We start from the raw sequence: 19,362 nt of genomic DNA, 5'->3' as shown, positions 1-19,362 counted from the left end.
TACGATTTTTAACGATAAAATCTACCAAATACGCTATATTTTGTCAGAAAATAACATACCGTTTCATGTCAGAATACAGCAGAATGTCGTGTTCATCATGACTATACGTCAGGATTATTATTTAGGAGTTTGTAATGTCCAAGACTGGATTTGGTCAAATGTATCGTCAACTTTCGAGTAAGTTACTTGACCTTGTGGTAACCCCACATGTTCTTGGTGAAGTTCCTACAGAATCCACCGCAGTAGAGCAGAATACAACAGATTCAAATAAATTGATTTGCTATGTATTACAAAATTACTCTCGAAGTAATGCGCTTGTGGTTGATGGAGAAACCCGTCGTCTTCATTTAAAGCCGGCTTTAGACCCAATGAGTTTTGGTACTTATCAAGAAAAAAACTCAGTTCTATTTTTACATCAAAACGAAAATAATTTTTTTAATACACAAACTTTTCCCCCTCGCCTTTTACAGCTCATTGAAGCACTAGAACAAAATCCTGAAGTGGAAGTTGAACTGGTGCCTGTGACCGTTCTTTGGGGACGTTCACCTGATAAAGAGGACTCATGGTTTAAGCTTTTATTCTCTGATACATGGGCAACGCCTGGCACTGTAAAACAGTTGGTGAATATTGGGCTACATGGTCGCCAATCTTATTTAGAATTTCACGAAGCTCAGTCATTACGTGAATTGGTAGATTATGCCAAGACCAATCATCCTAATATCTCACCAGCAACCTACATTGCCAGCTCACTCGATACTTATTTAGACCAACAACGTGAAGTCGTTTTGGGGCCAGATTTATCAGATCGTCGCAACGTCATGCAGTCAGTGGTGAAAGCTCGTGATGTACAAGATGCTATCCGTCGTGAAAGCATACAAAATAAAATTAGCATGTTAGAAGCTGAACGCCGTGCTATTGGCTATGTCAATGAGATCGTTTCAGACTATTCTGCTTCAGCAGTACGTTTTGCAGATATGGCATTAACACGCTTATGGACACAGTTGTATGATGGTGTAGAAGTACATAACTTTAGTACTGTCCGCGAGCTTGCCAAAGACTACGAAATTATTTATACACCTTGCCACCGTAGCCATATCGACTATTTATTATTGTCTTATGTGATTTATAAACGCGGCTTGATGATTCCCTATATTGCTGCGGGTGATAACCTGAATTTACCATTTGTAGGTCAGTTATTACGTGGTGGAGGTGCTTTCTTTATCCGCCGTTCATTCCGCGGAAATGCACTTTATACATCTGTTTTCAAAGAATATTTGTATAGTATTTTATCGCGCAACACTCCGATTGAATACTTCATCGAAGGTGGACGCTCACGTACTGGTCGTCTTTTACCACCTAAAACAGGCATGTTGGCAATGACCATACATGGGCATTTACGTGGTCGAGCAAAGCCTATCGTATTCTTACCAACCTATATTGGTTATGAACGCCTCATGGAAGGTTCGACTTATGTCGGTGAAATGCAAGGTAAGCCTAAAGAAGCAGAGTCAATTTTTGGCATCGTGAAAACTTTACGCAAAATCGAACGTATTTTCGGTAAAGTGCATGTGAATTTTGGTGAACCTGTTTTCCTTGATGATATTTTAAAGCAACACAATGCCGATCAAATTCACATCGAAAAAAATGATGCCCCTATTCCAGCTGAAATTTCAAAAGTCGTATCAAGCTCTGCTCATCTGATTTTAGAAAATATCAACCGAGCAGTGGTGATTAACCCTGTTTCGTTGCTTTCTTTAATTTTATTAGCGACACCAAAACACACGCTCGATGAAGAAATTTGTGCGAAGCAGCTCGATATCTATCGTGATCTTGTAACGCAACATCCTTATGATGAGCGCACAGAAGTCACTTCTTTATCTGGTAAAGAAATTATTGCATACGGTTTAAAGCTTAAACTGATTAAACGTGTGCAACACGTACTAGGCGATATTATTGCAATTGAAGATAATCAAGCAGTCTTGCTCACTTATTTCCGCAATAATATCTTGCATGCTTTTGTTCTGCCTTCATTAGTGGCTTCATTGGTTGAGCATAACGGTAAAATCCATAAAACAGATTTGAGTAACGTTATTCGCACCTTATATCCATTTTTAAGAGCTGAGCTCTTTATGAAATGGCAGCCGTCCGAATTACAACAGCATATTAATACCTACATTGATGCACTTGTGAATATCGGCTTAATTTTCCAAGATCATGATAGTAATTTATTTAGCCCAACACCAAATAGTGAAGAGCATCAGAAGCTTTTAACCTTGGCGATGCCAGTCAAACAAAGCTTAGAGCGTTATTACATGACACTTGCACTCATTACGCAGCGTGGTTCTGGCAACATTTCAACCAAACAAGTTGAAGAGTTGAGCCACTTATTAGGTCAACGCTTATCTGTACTTTATGAGTTTAATTCTCCTGAATTCTTCGATAAGTCATTATTCCAAAGTTTTATTAAAGTTCTCACACAACAAAACTATATTCGTAATAATGAACAAGGTTTCATTGAATATGATGACAACTTTAGTGAAATGGCGGCGGGTGCTCAGTTGGTACTTGATGAAACAACATTACAAATGTTGCAACACATCACCACGTTCAGCGATGAGGAACTTGCAACGGCTTTAGAGGCGATGGCATCTCAACAAGCCAAACGCCGCTTAAAGCGTAAAAAGGCTTAATAAAAAAAGGCAACTTCGGTTGCCTTTTCTGTATTTACATTCACACTATTGACGACACTCAAAATATTTTGGATCATCTAAACATCTCAACCGTTTAATCAATTCCGCAAAATAAGCATCATAATAACCAGAGTCGATATAACGGTTACGAATTTTTGCGACTAAAGCTTCATATCCTTGCTTTTCAAAACCAGAAATATCTGCCCAATAATAAGCAGGTAAATGATTTTCCCATTGAATCGCCTGTGCTGCTAAACCATTACTATTTTTCACAAACCACGTTCTAATCTGATGTCCAAAACCATTTGGATAAGCTTGAGGACGAATCACGATATTAACAGCGAAATAGGCCACTGGAAAATTGACAACTTGAGTCGATTCACCAAACTCTTTTTTTAAGTTATATGGCAGAACTCCATAAGCAGGTGCGGCTAAAATATCGATTTTCTTTTGTTTAAAAGAATCAACAGCTGTAGAAAAATCAACATACACAGCTTTTGCAGCCACACTTTGCACTAATGCTTGCTGTGGGGGATTGTCCTCTAGAATTCCTATCCGTTTATTCTTGAGTTGCGATACCTTATTGATTTGTTGCGTATTCATAATCATATATGCCGTACCAATCGGGATCATCCCAACCACTTCATATTCCTGACTAATTAAGCGTTTCTCAACATTAGTATTAGTAAAAAGCTGCAAAAACAGTCGTGCTACACGGTTATTCGAAATCAAACCTATTCCCCCCGTACTCCCCATAAAGTGGTTATAACGGTAGGTATTAAAATTGGATGCGGCTAATCCAGAACATTTTTTTTGATCAAATGCACGAATGGCTTCTTTTTCATTTTTGAAAAATTGAAATTTAAGTTGAACTTGATTTTGTAATGCATGCAAACGAATATCTTGCAGACGACGACTAATATCACCTTGTGAACTCAATGGATCAAATACACACCACGTTTGTTCTCCAGCCCATGTTGCAGTTGTTATAAAACCCAGTAATAGTACGTAAATTATTTTTCTCATAGACAACCCTTGATGCCTCAGTGCAAATCATGTGCACAATCTGGCAGTTCCTTAACGGAATCTGTTGGTATTTAAACATCAAAATCCATACCAACTATTTAAACTTTATTGCAGTTTAATCTAATTATTTTTCATTACTATGTACGGCGAGCCCTGCTGCATAGTCATTAAAGCAAATCAAATGGTCAAATCTAAAACCTGTACTCAGCAATCGAGTCGCATAAATCTGTTTGCCTGTACGCTGTCGAGATGCCAATTGCAGAAGTGGCAACTTCAATTGTTGTTGAAACCACAAAAGAATTTCATGCATAGGTAACGGCGCATTATTACTTACAATATAACTTTTTTGTGCTTTTTCCAACTCAGGCAATAACGCTAGAAATTTTGTAAGATCATCAATATGGATACGATTACTAAAATGAATGGTCGGATAGGTTTGAGTTTGTTCGGCAAGTTTTTTTAATCTTAGAATTGAAGTGCCATAAATTCCCGTCGGTCTGATGATAATCGTTTGCTCAGGATAATATGACTGCCAAAGTAACTCCATTTTTCGAAGTATATGACCTTGTTCATCGATTGGTTTGATTACTGATTCATCATCAATCCGCTCTCCAGCATTTTCACCATACACCCGAGTCGAAGAAACAACAATAATCCGCCTTACAGGGTGTAGTTTTAAAGCTTCAACAATAGGCTCAATACCATCTAAATAGGTGTGCTGATAAGCATCTATACCACTTTGTTTTGGGGCTAAAATGACATAAACCACGTCAATAGGGTCTAATTTAGATAAATCGAGCTGATGAATATCCTGCATATAATGAGTCGCGTAACAATCTGTTTTTTCGCTACGACTTATTGTGCTAATGTGGTGTCCTTGCTCAAATAAATGTTTAGCAACTCGTTGAGATGTTTTACCATAACCAATAAATAAAATATGCATTCATATTCCTGATCACAAATGACTTCAGTTCAGCAATTACAAGGCGTTGGCGCAGCCGCAGCGACTTTATTAGAAAAGCTTCATATTTTTAGCACGGATGATTTGTTATTTCATCTCCCCCGTGACTATGAAGATCGTAGCACTATTATTCCAATGAATCAGCTGGTTGTTGGACGAAGCTATCTGCTCGAAGGAGAAGTACGATCAGTCGATTTTCCGCCTGGTAAAAAGAAATCGCTTGCAGCTTTGTTACAAGATGATTTTGGCAAAGTCACCTTACGTTTTTATCATATTTATAAAGGTTTAACAGATCGTATCAAAATCGGACAACAGCTTCGAATCTTTGGTGAAGTTCGCGTTGGCGCACGTGGTTTAGAACTGTATCATCCTGAAATCCAAGTGATCCAACAACATACGCCTTTACCGAAAACTCAACTGACCGCAATTTACCCAAGCACAGAAGGTCTTACCCAACCTAAATTACGTGAATATGTTCGCCAAGCCCTTCAGCATCATAGTGATGATTTACCTGAATTATTACCGAGCAAATATAGTAATGGTTATGAATTAAAAGAAGCGCTGCATTACATCCACGAACCACCTGTCGATGCAAATATGCTACAGCTCAATCAAGGTTCGCATCCTGCTCAGCAGCGTTTGATTTTTGAAGAATTGGTTGCGCATCAAATTAGTTTATTAACACGTCGTGCTTACATTCGCCAAATTGCAGCACCCAAATTTACCAGCAGTAAAATCTTAGCCAAAGCATTACTTGGTGCCTTGCCTTTTCAAATGACTCATGCACAAAAACGAGTATCTAAAGAAATATTAAACGATCTGAAACAAGATCAACCCATGTTGCGTTTAGTTCAAGGTGATGTTGGTGCAGGTAAAACCTTGGTTGCAGCAGTTGCAGCTTGTCATGCGCTTGAAGCCGACTGGCAAGTCGCTCTGATGGCACCGACAGAAATCTTAGCAGAGCAACATTATCTCAATTTTAAACGTTGGTTTGAGCCGCTAGGGATTGAGGTTGCTTGGCTGTCTGGGAAACAAAAAGGCAAAGCGCGTGCGCAGGCGGAACAATTAATTAAAGAGGGTCATGCTCAACTAATTGTGGGAACACACGCCCTCTTTCAAGACAATGTTGAATTTTCAAAACTTGGTTTGGTTATTATTGATGAACAACACCGTTTTGGCGTTGATCAGCGCCTTGCCCTCAGAAATAAAGGGATAGATCAATTTACTCCACACCAACTGGTGATGACCGCAACCCCTATTCCGCGCACCCTTGCCATGAGTGCATATGGTGACTTAGATACATCCATTATTGATGAACTTCCTCCAGGACGTACCCCGATTCAAACGGTAACTATTCCATTAGATCGTCGTGAACAAGTTCTACAACGTATCGCAACCAACTGTAGAGAAGGTAAACAGGCATATTGGGTATGCACACTCGTAGAGCAGTCCGAAACCTTAGATGCTCAAGCTGCTGAAGCCACCTATCAGGAAATTAAAGAGCGTTTCCCAGATATCAACATTGGTCTAGTCCATGGCAAAATGAAGGCCGATGAAAAGCAAGCAGTGATGCAAGCGTTTAAAGATAATCAATTACAGCTCTTAATTGCTACGACAGTAATTGAGGTTGGCGTAGACGTTCCAAATGCATCCATCATGGTGATTGAAAATGCAGAACGTTTAGGGCTTTCGCAACTACATCAGTTACGTGGTCGCGTTGGTCGGGGTGCAACTGCCAGCTTTTGCGCTCTACTATACAAAGTACCATTATCTCAAAATGGTCAAGAACGACTTTCTATTTTACGTGAAAGTAATGATGGTTTCGTGATTGCTGAAAAAGATTTAGAAATACGTGGTCCGGGCGAACTCTTGGGCACCAAACAAACTGGAGACATGGGTTTTCGTGTAGCCCGTTTAGAACGTGATGACCATTTACTCACTCAAGCACATTATGTCGCTGAACAAATTCTCAAAGATTATCCTCAACATGCCGATGGTTTGTTAAAGCGATGGTTACCTGAAGCACCAAGGTATGCTTATGTTTAAAAACCTTAGAATGGGTACTCGTCAGCTTTTTGATTACTTCACCCCGTGTAATCTTTGTGACATTGGGATGAAGAAACACCATGGGATTTGCCAAAGTTGCTGGCAGCAGTTGCCGTGGTTAAAGCAATCTATTCAACGCAATCAACAACAGATTTTGGTTGCATGTCATTATGAATATCCAATTGATCGCATTATTCAGCAATTTAAATACGAGCAAAAACTTCATCATCAAAGGCTATTGAGTGGACTTTTATTGCAAGTCAAACTTCCAAAAGTTCATGCGATTGTACCCATGCCTATCTCAACTGATCGCTTAGTAGAAAGAGGATTTAATCAAAGCTTATTACTTGCTCAAGAACTGAGTAAAAATTTGCATATTCCTATTTGGCAACCCGTACAGCGTTTAGCACAGCACTCGCAAAAAGGCTTATCCCGCGTAGAGCGATTAGAAAATATCGAACAACAATTTATAGCTGATCCAACACAGAAAATACGTTACCGCAAAGTACTGATCGTAGATGATGTCATTACTACGGGTAGTTCGATTAGCGCTTTGTCTCAAATCTTAGAACAGCTCGGTTGCCAACAAATTTATAGTTTATGTTTAGCAGCCGCTCGCAATCAAAAGTGATTTAATTCACTAAATTTTGCTGACACCACGGAATAACAATATCTTTGGTTAATGGTGCGAGTAGAGTCGATTGATCATCTAAATCGATCCATTTCATTTCAGCAATTTCAGCGGCAATTTGCGGTGTTTGCTTTAATTCAATTACATAGACATAACTGATCAACACATGATTCGGCTCATTAGCAGCTGCCGTTTCAAACTGACCGACAAACTGCTTCAGCTCACTATAACAACCAATTTCTTCTAATATTTCACGTTGAATTGTGATCTCAGGTACTTCATCGACCTCTAGTTTTCCACCGACCTGCATAAATGCATGCGTATTCTTTTTACGGACCAACAGCAATTGATTCTGTTCATTTAAAATAATTGCCGCAGCGACAGTAATTGTATTCAAGCAGTTAGCCTCTCCGTTATAGCAAGCAATAGTCTATTATGATTCTGCAACTTGATACATGAGTATCGTATTAAACGTTCGTAGAAATACACTGCTCGATCCAACATCTTCAGATCAATCACATGTATTTACTTAAAAAAACTGCCCGAAGTATTTTGCTATTTTTATTTAACTGAAGATGATTACAGTCACCATTACTGAAAACATATATAGAATTCATACAATTAAAAGCATTTTATATAACTGTCATGCTGATAAAGTAGTCTAAGCAACAAGATTTTTAACAAATTAACGTTTAGGCAAGTGTTTTTCCTTTCATCCTTGTCTAAAATACACGCTGGTTTTCGTTAGAATACGCAAAACCCGACATCGACTGCGCGAGGAAAAAAGACATGCTTGAAGCCTTTTATGCCACAGAGCGCGGTAGTCTAGAAGATGCAACCATCAATGGAAGTTTTGATCTACACCCTGAATTGGTCTGGATTGATCTGATTGCTCCATCTCAAGAAGAGCAACAATGGGTAATCGATGCTTATGATCGGAACTTACCTACTCTCAAATCATTAGAAGACATTTCCTCATCGGCACGTTTTTATCGTGATGACGATGGTATTTTGCATATTAGCACCTATTTTTTAACGAAAAATAAGAGTTATCAAGTCGACGGTGATGTAGAAGATTCGACTCACATGTTAGCGATGGTTCAAACCGTAGCTTTTATTTTGCATAAAGATCGTTTGTTCACCATGCGTGGTGAGAAACTTGTCGCTTTCCGCGCCTTTCGTGCTCGCGCTCGTCGCAATGACTACGATATGGACTATAAAGATCCAACGTGGATTTTACTGGGGCTACTTGAGGCAAAACTTGATGAGCTTGCGGATATCTTAGAAGATATCCACAAAGACTTAGAAGGATATTCGACTGAAGTCCTTAACAACCATCATCGAGAAAAAATATTAGATCTCGATGACATGATTACACGCTTAGCTCAGCAAGAAGATATGCTCGGAAAAGCACAACTCTGTTTGATTGATTTACGACGTGTGCTGACTTTTTTGGCTCGTCCTCGCGCTTTAGGCAGTCATATTTATGATGCTGACATTCGCGAGTTAAGTGAGGATGTTCGTTCACTTGTCGAGCATGATGCATTCCTCTTCCAAAAAGTTCGATTCTTACTCGATACAACGTCTGGATTCATTAATACAGAACAGAATGATACGATCCGTCGATTCTCAATTTTACCAAGCATGCTTGCACCACCCATGTTGATTGCCAGTATTTATGGCATGAACACGGATGTGCTTCCATTTGCGCATGGTAGTTTAAGTTTTTGGATCGTTGCGGCTATACTCATGGCATTTCTAGTCTTACCGATGTTCTATTTCCGTTGGAAGAAATGGATTTAACGTGAAAAAGCAATTCACTTTTTCACGTTTATTGATAACTGGATTGCTCATATTTCCATTGAAAGCTTTTGCTTGTATACCGCACTCTTCAAATGATGTATTTATTGCACGTTTTCAAGCAGCTCAAAAGATAACTAAAACAAACAATCATCAATTATTAACATGGACAGATTCAAAATTTATTTTTCGTGATTTATCAGCTTGGTTTAAATATTCTAAAGCTAAACAATGGCAGAGTTATTATCCCACTGACATTGATAACAAAATAGACCCTTTTAGAAATCTCAAAAAAAACGATCTGATTATCGGCTTAGCCTACGCCCCTGATGAAAATCAACCACAAAACTATCGTGTTACTTCTTTTGCATACTTAAAATGCCAAAATAATCAGATCACCATGAGTCATCCTGTCAGCCATTTTACTGCGTGGGATCGGAAGAATAAGCGCTGTTATGGTGACCATCCCAAATCGATTCAATTATTAGATGGCTTTTTAAAGCACGATCAATCTTATTATCTCAAAAAATTACGTGCAAAATATCCAACTTGCCAGACGCTTTTCTCAGCCTTTCCTAAATCATAGTGAAAAAAAAGAGCTTTACTAAAAGCTCTTTTTTTTCACTACATTATCAAATCAATTTCAAATCATCTTGCAGATGACAAGATTGGATAATCTTCAGCATTTTCTCAGGTACATTTTTAAAATGCAGACCTTTATTTTCAGGTGTTTGGCGTAACCATTGCACCAATACAGCCAAAGATAAAGTATTACCATGTTCAAGCTGAGCAAGATCAACAACCAAAGGAAAATTCTTGTGCTTTTGAATATGCTTTAAGCCAGTTTGATACATCTGCTCTGCATTTTCAAAATTAATTGTTTTTGAAACAACTAATTGTTGATCAATATACTGAATCACCAAAGATCACCTATTTATTTTTTGCTAACAGCAGCATCTGCATCAGGCTTAAATGTTGCAATCGCTTTATTAATATCGCCACCATTACGCTGAACGGTTGCAGCAAACTGATTACGGAATTGCAAACCTAAATCAATTCCTGAAACATTGATATTACGAACTTTCCACTGATCACCTTTATCAATCAACTGGAAAGATACAGGGATTTTCTCGCCTTTATGCAAGAAATCCAAAGTTACAACAGGGTTCTTACTGTTTGAAGCTCTATATGGACGCATGGTGTAGCTTTCATTGGTATATTTAGCGAAAGCACTACCATAGTTTTCAATAATCACTGCACGAAAGTTTTGCTCAAACTGCGCACGTTGTGCAGCATTGGTATATTGATTATTCGCATAAGTACCTAAAACAATTCTCGTAAATGCTTGAGAATCAACATACGGATCTAGATTTTGGCGAATGATTGTTTTCACTAAAGCTGGATTGTTTTGCAATTTAGCATGGTCCGCTTTTAAACGAGTAATCAAGCCGTCAGCAACACGCTTTACAAAATCAGGTGGGGTTTCTGTAGGTGCAGCAAATGCCGCCGTTGCAAGCATGCTTGATAATACGCTTGCCGTTAACGTTTGTTTCAATAATGTATTCACTTCAATCTCCTAACCTGAATTACTCAACAAAAGAAGCTTCTGCTTCTGTAGCAGCGGGCTGTGATGCAGAACTACTAGATGATGTTGAGTCTGATGTGGCTTTGCCAGCACCACCAGTAATAAACTTACTGATTAAATCTTCTAAATCCATCGTACCTTGGGTATTTGAAACAACATCTCCACGTTTCAAATAGTTCACGCCCCCACCTGGTACAACTTTCAAATATTTCTCACCTAACAAACCATTGGTTGCAACCATAATATAAGCATCCTCATCCAAACTGGTGATGGAGGTCATGTTACGAATAAGTTGCTGTTCCATTTCTTTTTGTTTCGCTACATCAGCTTGTTGATAATCAGAGCTGTAATGCAATTCTTCCAACGCATTTTTCTGAACTTGCTTTAATTGTTCAGCGTCAAAGCTGGTTAATTTACCATCTAAGTCAAATTTAACTGTTGCCAAACGTGTGACTGGATCCAAAGAAATTGATTCAACACGACCAATCGTTACACCACTCATGGTGACTTTGGCACGTGGTTTTAAGCCATTTACGTTATCAAACTGGGCTGTCATGCTGTAACTATCTTTTAAGTTAGTCCCAACTAAGCCACTGACTTTCATTGCAAGAAAAAATAGAGCAATACCAAAGATAATGACAAAGATACCTACGGCCAGCTCACTAGTACGTGATTTCATTAAATCCCTCCGAACATGACCGCAGTCAACACGAAATCAAAACCTAAGACACAAAGTGAAGAATATACGACCGTTCTGGTCATAGATGTCGCGATACCTTCTGGTGTTGGGTCACAAGCATAACCTTGATATACCGCCACCCATGTACAAATCACAGCAAATACAATACTTTTGATAATGGTGCCATTAAAAATATCATGCCAGAACTGTACGCTACTTTGCATACCGCTCCAAAACGAACCCTCATCAGCACCTAAAAAATCCACACCTACCAACTTACCGCCAATAATACCTATCGACGCAAATATCACCGTAAGCATGGGTAAGCTAACAATACCCGCCCACAAACGTGGTGCTACAATTTGTCTGAGTGGGTCTACCCCAATCATTTCCATACTTGCAAGTTGTTCACTTTGTTTCATTGAGCCAATTTCAGCAGTCAATGCTGAACCAGCACGCCCAGCAAATAATAAGGCTGCAACGACAGAAGCAAGTTCACGAAGTAAAGTCAGTGAAATGGCTGTACCGAGCATTGCTTCACTACCAAATGTGACGAGAATGCTGTACATCTGTAGACCAAGAACTGCGCCTATAAATAAACCAGAAACAGCAATAATCAGCAGGGACATCACCCCGACTCGATACATTTGGTAAATAAAACGCTGAAAGCCACCTTTCGATGGCATGGCAAATAAAACTTGCAGCAGCATTAGCGCAGCAGCACCAATTCCCTTTATCCGCTCAATAACGAGTCTACCTAACCAGGCAATCGCATTCATGGACGAACCTCGTTATCTAAATATGCTTGTTGAGTAAATTGATATTCAACAGGGCCATCAGCCGAGCCCGTTAAAAACTGACGCACAAATGGCGAAGCATGATTTTTTAGCTGTTCTGGTGAACCTTCGCCCTGAATTTTACCTTCTGCGACCACATAAATATAATCGGCAATCGACAAGGTTTCTGCCACGTCATGCGACACAATAATTGTTGTTAAATCGAGTGCTTCTCTCAAAGAGCGAATTAAACGTGTCAACACCCCCATCACGATCGGGTCTTGCCCCGCAAAAGGTTCATCATACATAATCAATTCAGGATCAAGTGCAATGGCACGTGCAAGCGCAACACGACGGTTCATACCTCCAGAAAGTTCTGATGGCATTAATTGTTCAGCGCCACGTAATCCGACTGATTCAAGCTTTAATGCAACCAGTTCTGCGATTAGATTTTCTGGCAAATTGGTATGTGCCCGAATAGGAAAGGCTACATTTTCATACGCAGACATATCTGTAAAAAGAGCACCACTTTGAAATAACATGCCCATTCGCGCACGTGCTGCAAAAAGTTCATGACGGGACATCGCAGCAATATTTTTACCATCTAGTAAAATTTCACCACGATCAGGTACTAACTGTCCACCAATTAGACGCAGTAGCGTTGTCTTACCAGTACCAGACGGCCCCATAATTGCTGTTATTTGACCACGTCGAATTTTAAGGCTGATATCGTCATAAATGACACGTTCTCCTCGATTAAAGCTCAAGTGTTTCACTTCAATTAAGGCTTCAGTATCGAGAGGAGATTTATTATTCATAATGGCATTCATTCCTGCACTTTTTATGCACGCATACTATACACTGAAAGAATAAGCGCTTGTTTTTATTTTGATATGCTACGTATGAAGATTATTAATTTATGTAGTTGTTCTTTGTACTTACTTCATTGACACCATGATGAGAATTCACATTGAAAGATTGAGGATTAGTTTCATCAAAAATTGCAAACGCAAAAAACAGACCATTACACAGCATTAAGATCACAAATAAACACGGCAACCCTTCGCTACACACAAACGACCACATTTGATTGAAAAGACTTTTATTTTGATTAACTCTATTCATTTCCAAACTAAAACTTGAACCAGTAGACATTTTTATTATTTTACATGACTACCCCCAAATAAAAAAGCCAGTTTTTCAACTGGCTTCTTCTTTTTATCGGTTTTTATCGATTAAAAGTCGTTTTTCCGACGATAATCACTCGCTACCAAACTTACGTTTTGGACGGTCATCACCGAAGCTACGCTTTGGACGATCTTCACCACCGAAGCTACGCTTTGGACGGTCTTCACCACCGAAACTACGTTTTGGACGGTCGCTGAAACCACCTTCACGGCGTGCTGGACGATCACCAAAATCACGCTTTGGGCGGTCACCAAAACCACCTTCACGCTGTGGCGCTGGACGATCACCAAAATCACGTTTTGGACGATCACCGAAACTGCCTTCGCGACGTGGTTTATAGTCTACACGATTACCACGGTTGTCATCATTCGATTCAAAACGCGGTTTATCATTGAAGCCACCTTCACGACGTGGACGGTCTGAATTAAATTCACGACGCGGACGATCTTCACCACCAAATGATGGACGTTCGCCACGTGGTTTATCATCAAAGCTACGACGTGGACGGTCATCACCACCTTCACGGCGTGGACGGTCTGAATTAAATTCGCGGCGCGGACGATCTTCACCACCAAATGATGGACGTTCGCCACGTGGTTTGTCATCAAAGCTACGACGTGGACGGTCTTCAAAACCACCTTCACGACGTGGACGGTCTGAATTAAATTCACGACGCGGACGATCTTCACCACCAAATGATGGACGTTCGCCACGTGGTTTCTCATCAAAGCTACGACGTGGACGGTCATCACCACCTTCACGGCGTTTGAAATTGCTTTCGCCTTCAAAACGACGACCACCGCCGAAACCGCCACGACCACCGCCGTCACGACTACCGCGACCACGACCACCGCCATCACGGCCACGACCGCCACCATCACGACCTGAACGAGCAGGAGGTGGAGATGGCTCTAAACCTTCAATTTCAGATACGCTTAAACGAGCATCTAAATAATCTTCTAAAGCACGAATTTTACCGCGTTCACGGTAAGTCGCTAATGTAATCGCTTGACCTGTACGACCCGCACGACCTGTACGACCAATACGGTGTACATAGTCTTCATTCTTCATCGGTAAACCGAAGTTAATCACGTGAGAAATTGTTGGTACGTCTAAACCACGCGCTGCAACGTCAGTTGCAACCAAGATTTTTGCACGACCTTCACGAATACTACGTAAACGACGGTTACGAACGGTTTGTGGCATTGCACCATGTAATGCAACCACTGAATGACCAGCTTCAGCTAATTCTTCAGCAAGCATGTCTGTGTCTTCTTGTGTGCTTGCGAATACTACAGCTTGATCTACTGACTCATCAGATAACCAGTGAGTAAGTAATTTTTTCTTGTGTTCAAAACCATCAGTCCAATGTAATGTCTGAGTTACATCAGTGTTAGTACTGTGGCCAGTTTCAATTGCGATACGTTGTGGATCATTCATCATGCGCTCAGCAAGACGAATAATACGATCAGCAAAAGTCGCAGAGAACATTAATGTTTGTTTACGATTTGCAGCTAATTCACCAATCGCCTCTAGATCTTCAGAGAAACCTAGATCAAGCATACGGTCAGCCTCATCAACAATAAGTGATTCAACTTTGTCTAACTTGATTTGACGACGGTTTACAAGGTCAAGTAAACGACCTGGAGTCGCAACGACAACTTGTGCACCTTTAAGCTGCTGGATTTGTTTACCAAAAGGCATACCACCCATAATTGCAGCGATACGAACACCTTTCATGTGACGTACAAAACCAATCGCGTCTTGGCTTACTTGTTGAGCCAATTCACGTGTAGGAGAAATAACTAAGATTGTAGGCTGAGTAACTGCCTTCATACGATCTTTAAAAGAGACGAAAGCTTCTTCGCCAGCTAAAGAGTTTAAAGTTGGCAATAAAAATGCAGCAGTTTTACCTGAACCAGTTTGGCTCGATACTAATAAATCTTTCCCTTCTAACGCAGCAGGGATCGCTTGTTCTTGTACAGGAGTTGGTGTGGTAAAACCTAAACCTTCAAGCGCTTGTTGTAAGGTTTCGTGTAGAGAAAATTCGGCAAAAGTTTTGCTCATAGAGAGTTTCACCCTAAGGGGTGCTCCATTTTAATAAATACAAAAAAATAGACATCGGCAACAAGCGGCAAAGCGACTCAAGCTGAAAAATAGATGAAGTTCAGCGGCGATCCGAATAACGACGATGTGGACTAAACGCACGCTTGATTACTGCTTCAACCTGAAGAATCGCTAAGCGATTTGGGCGCAAGATGTGGTCCTCTCTACGGACAGCGTGCGCTAATATGAATAGAAATGAGTGTTCAGGTAATGAACTGGAATTTAAGTGCGTGGGCGGATTATAGCAGAATAATTTTAAATGTCACCTTTTTTAATAGGTTTTTTCTATCTATTTCTATTATCCATTGATTTTATAAAAATTTAGCTTAAATATATTTATATACGAACAAAAAAATTAAAACCTCCATGCTAATAAAATCGCTATTCATCTTATGGCTATTAGGGTGCCTCAATATTATCCATTTCGGTTTTAAATTTAATTCATTTCTTATACAGAGTGAACCAGGGTATATTTTTACATATCCATTAAAAGGAGTGCTGCTTACTTGCATTTTTTTCTCTATCTACTTTATCGCTCAAGGACTCTCTTTTTTATTGAGCTTTAATAAAAAGCATCCTGTTTTAAGTTATCTAATATGCAGCCTCATTGTCATGGGGCAATTTATTCCTGCTATTTTATTTTCTATGCATGCCCCACCATTTTGGTTTGCTTATCTGATTAATACAGTGGTCTTAATTGTGTTTCAATTACTTTTAATTCAAACACTTTTCCAAAAAAAAAGAGTAGCTAATAGCTACCCTTTTCTCAAAATCTACAAATTATTTTGCAGCTTCGCCCCAAGCTGGAACAACAGTCTGCATCAATGGTTTTAACATTTTAAGTGAACAAGCAAGGACTTGACCATTTTCCATTGAATCATTACCACCACGAGCATCAACAACTACACCGCCCGCTTCTTTTACAATCAATTCACCTGCTGCAATATCCCAAGGCTTTAAACCAAGCTCAAAGAAAGCATCAAAGCGACCCGCCGCAACATAAGCCAAATCTAATGCAGCAGAGCCTGTACGACGGAATTGAGCGCCTGATTTAGTCACAGCCAGCAAAGAAGCGAAATGTTGTTCTGCATAAGAAACGATTTCACCATTACGTTTTGCACGGTAAGGATGACCTACTGCGAGGAAAGTATTTTCTAAACTGTCTTTTACATTCGCACGAATACGGCGTTGGTTCATTACTGCACCACGACCGCGGCTTGCAGAGAATAATTCATCACGGACTGGATCATAAATCACACCGTGTTGAGTTATGCCTTTATGTTGCACAGCAATAGAAATACAGAAATGAGGAACAGCGTGAATAAAGTTTTGCGTACCATCTAAAGGATCAATCACCCAACACCAATCAGCATCGTGACCTTTACCTTCTTGTAGCCCAAACTCTTCACCTAGGAAGCTATGATTTTTATAGCTTTTGCGAAGTGTATCTATTGTAAGTTGTTCGATGTAACGATCTACACGTGTTACTGGACCATCAATGCCTTTTTCTTCAACTTGTAAATCGAGTTTATGACGATTTTGATGTGCCTTTAAAAGCTCTTGACCAACTGTTTGAGCCGCACGCGCAGCCATAACCACCATAGGTTCCATTGAACACCCACTACAAATTTGAAGATTTTGACAAAGAATAATGCATAAAAGCCCGCATATTCTAGCAAATATACGGGCTTTTAGGTGAAAAATGTTTACGAAAAATTATCTACGTATTTACAGAAGCTTATGTATCACAACCAAGCTTTCTCAATTGAAGCAAAAATCCCTTGTCCATCCAAACCACAATCTGCAAGCATTTGCTGATGTGTCGCTTGATGTAAGAACGTATCAGGCAAACCGAGATTCACAACTGGCTTTAAAATTCGAGCATGTGCTAAGAACTCATTTACTGCACTACCTGCTCCAGCCATGACCGCATGCTCTTCTACAGTAACAAACAGTTGAGTACGAGGCGTTAAATCACGAATGATTTTTTCATCCAAAGGCTTCACAAAACGCATATTCACCACACGCACACCAATCGAGTGTTTATGCGCGAATAATTTTGCTGCTTCAACTGAAGCTGCCACTCGACTACCAAAAGCTAAAATACTGATCTGCTGATCTGCATCTACATTAAATTCTACAACAATTTCAGCTTTACCAATTTCTAAAGCAGTCATTTGCTGTTGAATTTCTACACCTGTTCCTGCACCACGCGGATAACGTACCGCGGTTGGTCCTTCGTAGAGATAAGCTGTGTGCAACATCTGACGACATTCATTTTCGTCCTTTGGTGCCATGATGACCATATTAGGAACTGTACGCATATAGGCATAATCATACGCACCAGCATGCGTTGGACCATCTTCACCCACTAAACCAGCACGATCAATACCAAAAGTAACATCTAAATTTTGCAATGCGACATCATGGATTAATTGATCATAACCACGTTGTAAGAAGGTTGAATAAATCGCAACAACAGGTTTTAAGCCTTCACATGCCATACCTGCTGCTAAAGTCACTGCATGTTGTTCGGCAATAGCAACATCAAAGAAACGCTCAGGATATTGTTGTGCGAACTTCACCATGCCAGAACCTTCGCACATTGCAGGTGTGATCGCTAATAAACGTGAGTCTTGAGCTGCTTGATCACATAACCATTGCCCAAAAACATCTGAATATTTGGGTGGTGATTTTTTGACTGGTGCTGAAGCTGTAGGAGTAATCTTAGTAATCGCATGATAGGTAATTGGATCTGCTTCCGCTGGTGCAAAGCCTTTACCTTTTTTAGTGTAAATGTGAACTAATCGCGGACCTTTGCGTTTTTTGAGTGCATGGAAAACTTGCGCTAACTGTTCCACATCATGACCATCAAATGGTCCAAAATAATCAAAACCAATCGCTTTAAATAAATTATCGGCCGCATCCGTCGCAGATTGATGCAAGCGCGAATTATAAGTCCATTTTGGATGTGGTTGAACATAAGCTTCGCCATGTTCATTGACATTGATAAACTGACCTGTTTCCCAAATCGCGGCTAAGTGTTTTGCAAAACCACCTGTGCTACATGAGATCGACATATCATTATCATTGAGAACAACAATTAAATCAGCATCATGTGCAACAGCGTCATTCATCGCTTCAAATGCCATACCTGCTGTCATTGCGCCATCACCGACAATCGCAACAACATCGCATGGATCTTTTTGATAGCGACGTGCCAAAGCCATCCCCAAACCTGCTGAAATTGCAGTTGAGGAATGCCCTACCCCAAAGGTATCAAATTCTGATTCATCACGAGCAGGGAAAGCCGCTAAACCATTTTTTGTACGAATTGTGGTAATCGTTTCACGGCGACCTGTTAATACTTTATGTGGATAGGCTTGATGACCTACATCCCAAACCAAGCGGTCTTCAGGAGTATTAAAGCAATAGTGCAGCGCAACAGTCAGTTCGATGACTCCAAGATTTGCACCAAAGTGACCACCGCTTTGTCCTGCTGCATACAAAATGTATTGACGCAACTCATCAGCCACTTGTACGAGTTGGCTTTGCTCGAGCTGACGTAATTGTTGTGGATGATCAATTCCATCTAACAATGGCGTAACAGGGCGTTGAGTTGGAATTTCGGTATACAACATAATGTGGCAAAGCCTTTTTAAGCCTGGCAAATCCGAAGCTGGGTTAAATGGGGGCAATCATACAATTAAATATGATCTACCTTCAATCAGCCACATGTGCGAATGATGTAGTGCTGAACATTCTCAAACCAATCATAACTGACTGGCTCGCAGATTATCCTGAATTATGTCACTGTTTATCAACCATTATTGTGTGCTTTCTATGAAAAAGAAAAACTTATGTGAAAAATCAG

Annotated in this window: 16 protein-coding genes; 5 read left to right on the top strand and 11 right to left on the bottom strand. The window is 40.0% G+C overall.

Annotation, left to right across the window (positions count from 1 at the left end; genetic code table 11):
• Window positions 1-134 precede the first annotated feature (134 nt).
• A complete protein-coding gene (plsB, locus tag NGC85_RS02125; protein ID WP_254804700.1) occupies window positions 135-2,690 on the top strand; it encodes a glycerol-3-phosphate 1-O-acyltransferase PlsB in 2,556 nt (851 codons plus the stop codon).
• Window positions 2,691-2,735: 45 nt separating this feature from the next.
• Here the strand turns inward: plsB and NGC85_RS02120 are convergent, their stop codons facing one another.
• Together NGC85_RS02120 and NGC85_RS02115 are read right to left on the bottom strand one after the other, a co-directional pair.
• Window positions 2,736-3,716 carry a putative solute-binding protein gene (locus NGC85_RS02120; RefSeq protein WP_169109370.1) on the bottom strand — a complete coding sequence of 327 codons (981 nt, stop codon included), beginning with the start codon at window positions 3,714-3,716 and terminating at the stop codon, window positions 2,736-2,738.
• A 124-nt stretch (window positions 3,717-3,840) separates the two neighbouring features.
• The gene (locus tag NGC85_RS02115; RefSeq protein WP_254804699.1) at window positions 3,841-4,659 is read right to left on the bottom strand and encodes an NAD-dependent epimerase/dehydratase family protein; all 819 of its coding nucleotides are present in this window, start codon (window positions 4,657-4,659) and stop codon (window positions 3,841-3,843) included.
• A gap of 18 nt (window positions 4,660-4,677) precedes the next feature.
• Here NGC85_RS02115 and recG point away from each other — a divergent pair, with 18 nt between their 5' ends.
• Entirely contained in the window at window positions 4,678-6,723 is a 2,046-nt protein-coding gene (gene recG / locus NGC85_RS02110; protein WP_254804698.1) for an ATP-dependent DNA helicase RecG, read from the top strand.
• Window positions 6,716-7,354, top strand: coding sequence for a ComF family protein (locus NGC85_RS02105; RefSeq protein WP_254804697.1), 639 nt, complete (start codon window positions 6,716-6,718; stop codon window positions 7,352-7,354). Before recG ends, NGC85_RS02105 begins: the two co-directional genes overlap by 8 nt.
• Before the next feature lies 1 nt (window position 7,355).
• Here NGC85_RS02105 and NGC85_RS02100 read toward each other — a convergent pair whose 3' ends face one another.
• Window positions 7,356-7,751 (bottom strand): NUDIX domain-containing protein, encoded by a 396-nt coding sequence (locus NGC85_RS02100; RefSeq protein WP_254804696.1) that lies wholly within the window; start codon window positions 7,749-7,751, stop codon window positions 7,356-7,358.
• A gap of 392 nt (window positions 7,752-8,143) precedes the next feature.
• Here NGC85_RS02100 and NGC85_RS02095 point away from each other — a divergent pair, with 392 nt between their 5' ends.
• Together NGC85_RS02095 and NGC85_RS02090 are read left to right on the top strand one after the other, a co-directional pair.
• Window positions 8,144-9,157, top strand: a complete 1,014-nt coding sequence (locus NGC85_RS02095) for a CorA family divalent cation transporter (RefSeq protein WP_005052061.1) — start codon at window positions 8,144-8,146, stop codon at window positions 9,155-9,157.
• A gap of 1 nt (window position 9,158) precedes the next feature.
• Window positions 9,159-9,740, top strand: coding sequence for a hypothetical protein (locus tag NGC85_RS02090; RefSeq protein ID WP_254804695.1), 582 nt, complete (start codon window positions 9,159-9,161; stop codon window positions 9,738-9,740).
• Between the two features lie 46 nt (window positions 9,741-9,786).
• On the opposite strand, the gene NGC85_RS02085 is transcribed toward NGC85_RS02090, so the two are convergent.
• From NGC85_RS02085 to dxs, 8 genes are all read right to left on the bottom strand, one after another.
• Window positions 9,787-10,074, bottom strand: a complete 288-nt coding sequence (locus NGC85_RS02085) for a lipid asymmetry maintenance protein MlaB (RefSeq protein WP_254804694.1) — start codon at window positions 10,072-10,074, stop codon at window positions 9,787-9,789.
• Window positions 10,075-10,088: 14 nt separating this feature from the next.
• Window positions 10,089-10,721 (bottom strand): phospholipid-binding protein MlaC, encoded by a 633-nt coding sequence (locus NGC85_RS02080; RefSeq protein ID WP_005059748.1) that lies wholly within the window; start codon window positions 10,719-10,721, stop codon window positions 10,089-10,091.
• Window positions 10,722-10,740: 19 nt separating this feature from the next.
• Window positions 10,741-11,418, bottom strand: a complete 678-nt coding sequence (locus NGC85_RS02075) for an outer membrane lipid asymmetry maintenance protein MlaD (RefSeq protein ID WP_254804693.1) — start codon at window positions 11,416-11,418, stop codon at window positions 10,741-10,743.
• The gene (mlaE, locus tag NGC85_RS02070; RefSeq protein ID WP_005052066.1) at window positions 11,418-12,197 is read right to left on the bottom strand and encodes a lipid asymmetry maintenance ABC transporter permease subunit MlaE; all 780 of its coding nucleotides are present in this window, start codon (window positions 12,195-12,197) and stop codon (window positions 11,418-11,420) included. The genes NGC85_RS02075 and mlaE overlap by 1 nt, the downstream gene beginning before the upstream one ends.
• Window positions 12,194-13,012, bottom strand: coding sequence for an ABC transporter ATP-binding protein (locus NGC85_RS02065; RefSeq protein ID WP_005059752.1), 819 nt, complete (start codon window positions 13,010-13,012; stop codon window positions 12,194-12,196). The genes mlaE and NGC85_RS02065 overlap by 4 nt, the downstream gene beginning before the upstream one ends.
• A gap of 442 nt (window positions 13,013-13,454) precedes the next feature.
• Window positions 13,455-15,449 (bottom strand): DEAD/DEAH box helicase, encoded by a 1,995-nt coding sequence (locus NGC85_RS02060; RefSeq protein ID WP_254804692.1) that lies wholly within the window; start codon window positions 15,447-15,449, stop codon window positions 13,455-13,457.
• An 819-nt stretch (window positions 15,450-16,268) separates the two neighbouring features.
• Entirely contained in the window at window positions 16,269-17,099 is an 831-nt protein-coding gene (locus NGC85_RS02055) for an inositol monophosphatase family protein (protein ID WP_005052072.1), read from the bottom strand.
• Between the two features lie 134 nt (window positions 17,100-17,233).
• Window positions 17,234-19,129: a 1-deoxy-D-xylulose-5-phosphate synthase gene (gene dxs, locus NGC85_RS02050; RefSeq protein WP_254804691.1), complete on the bottom strand. Its 1,896-nt coding sequence runs from the start codon at window positions 19,127-19,129 to the stop codon at window positions 17,234-17,236.
• Window positions 19,130-19,362: the final 233 nt, after the last annotated feature.

The sequence above is a fragment of the Acinetobacter sp. Z1 genome (genome assembly GCF_024296945.1).
In the GTDB taxonomy this organism is placed as follows: domain Bacteria; phylum Pseudomonadota; class Gammaproteobacteria; order Pseudomonadales; family Moraxellaceae; genus Acinetobacter; species Acinetobacter beijerinckii.
This window is presented reverse-complemented; position numbering and strand designations above follow the sequence as displayed.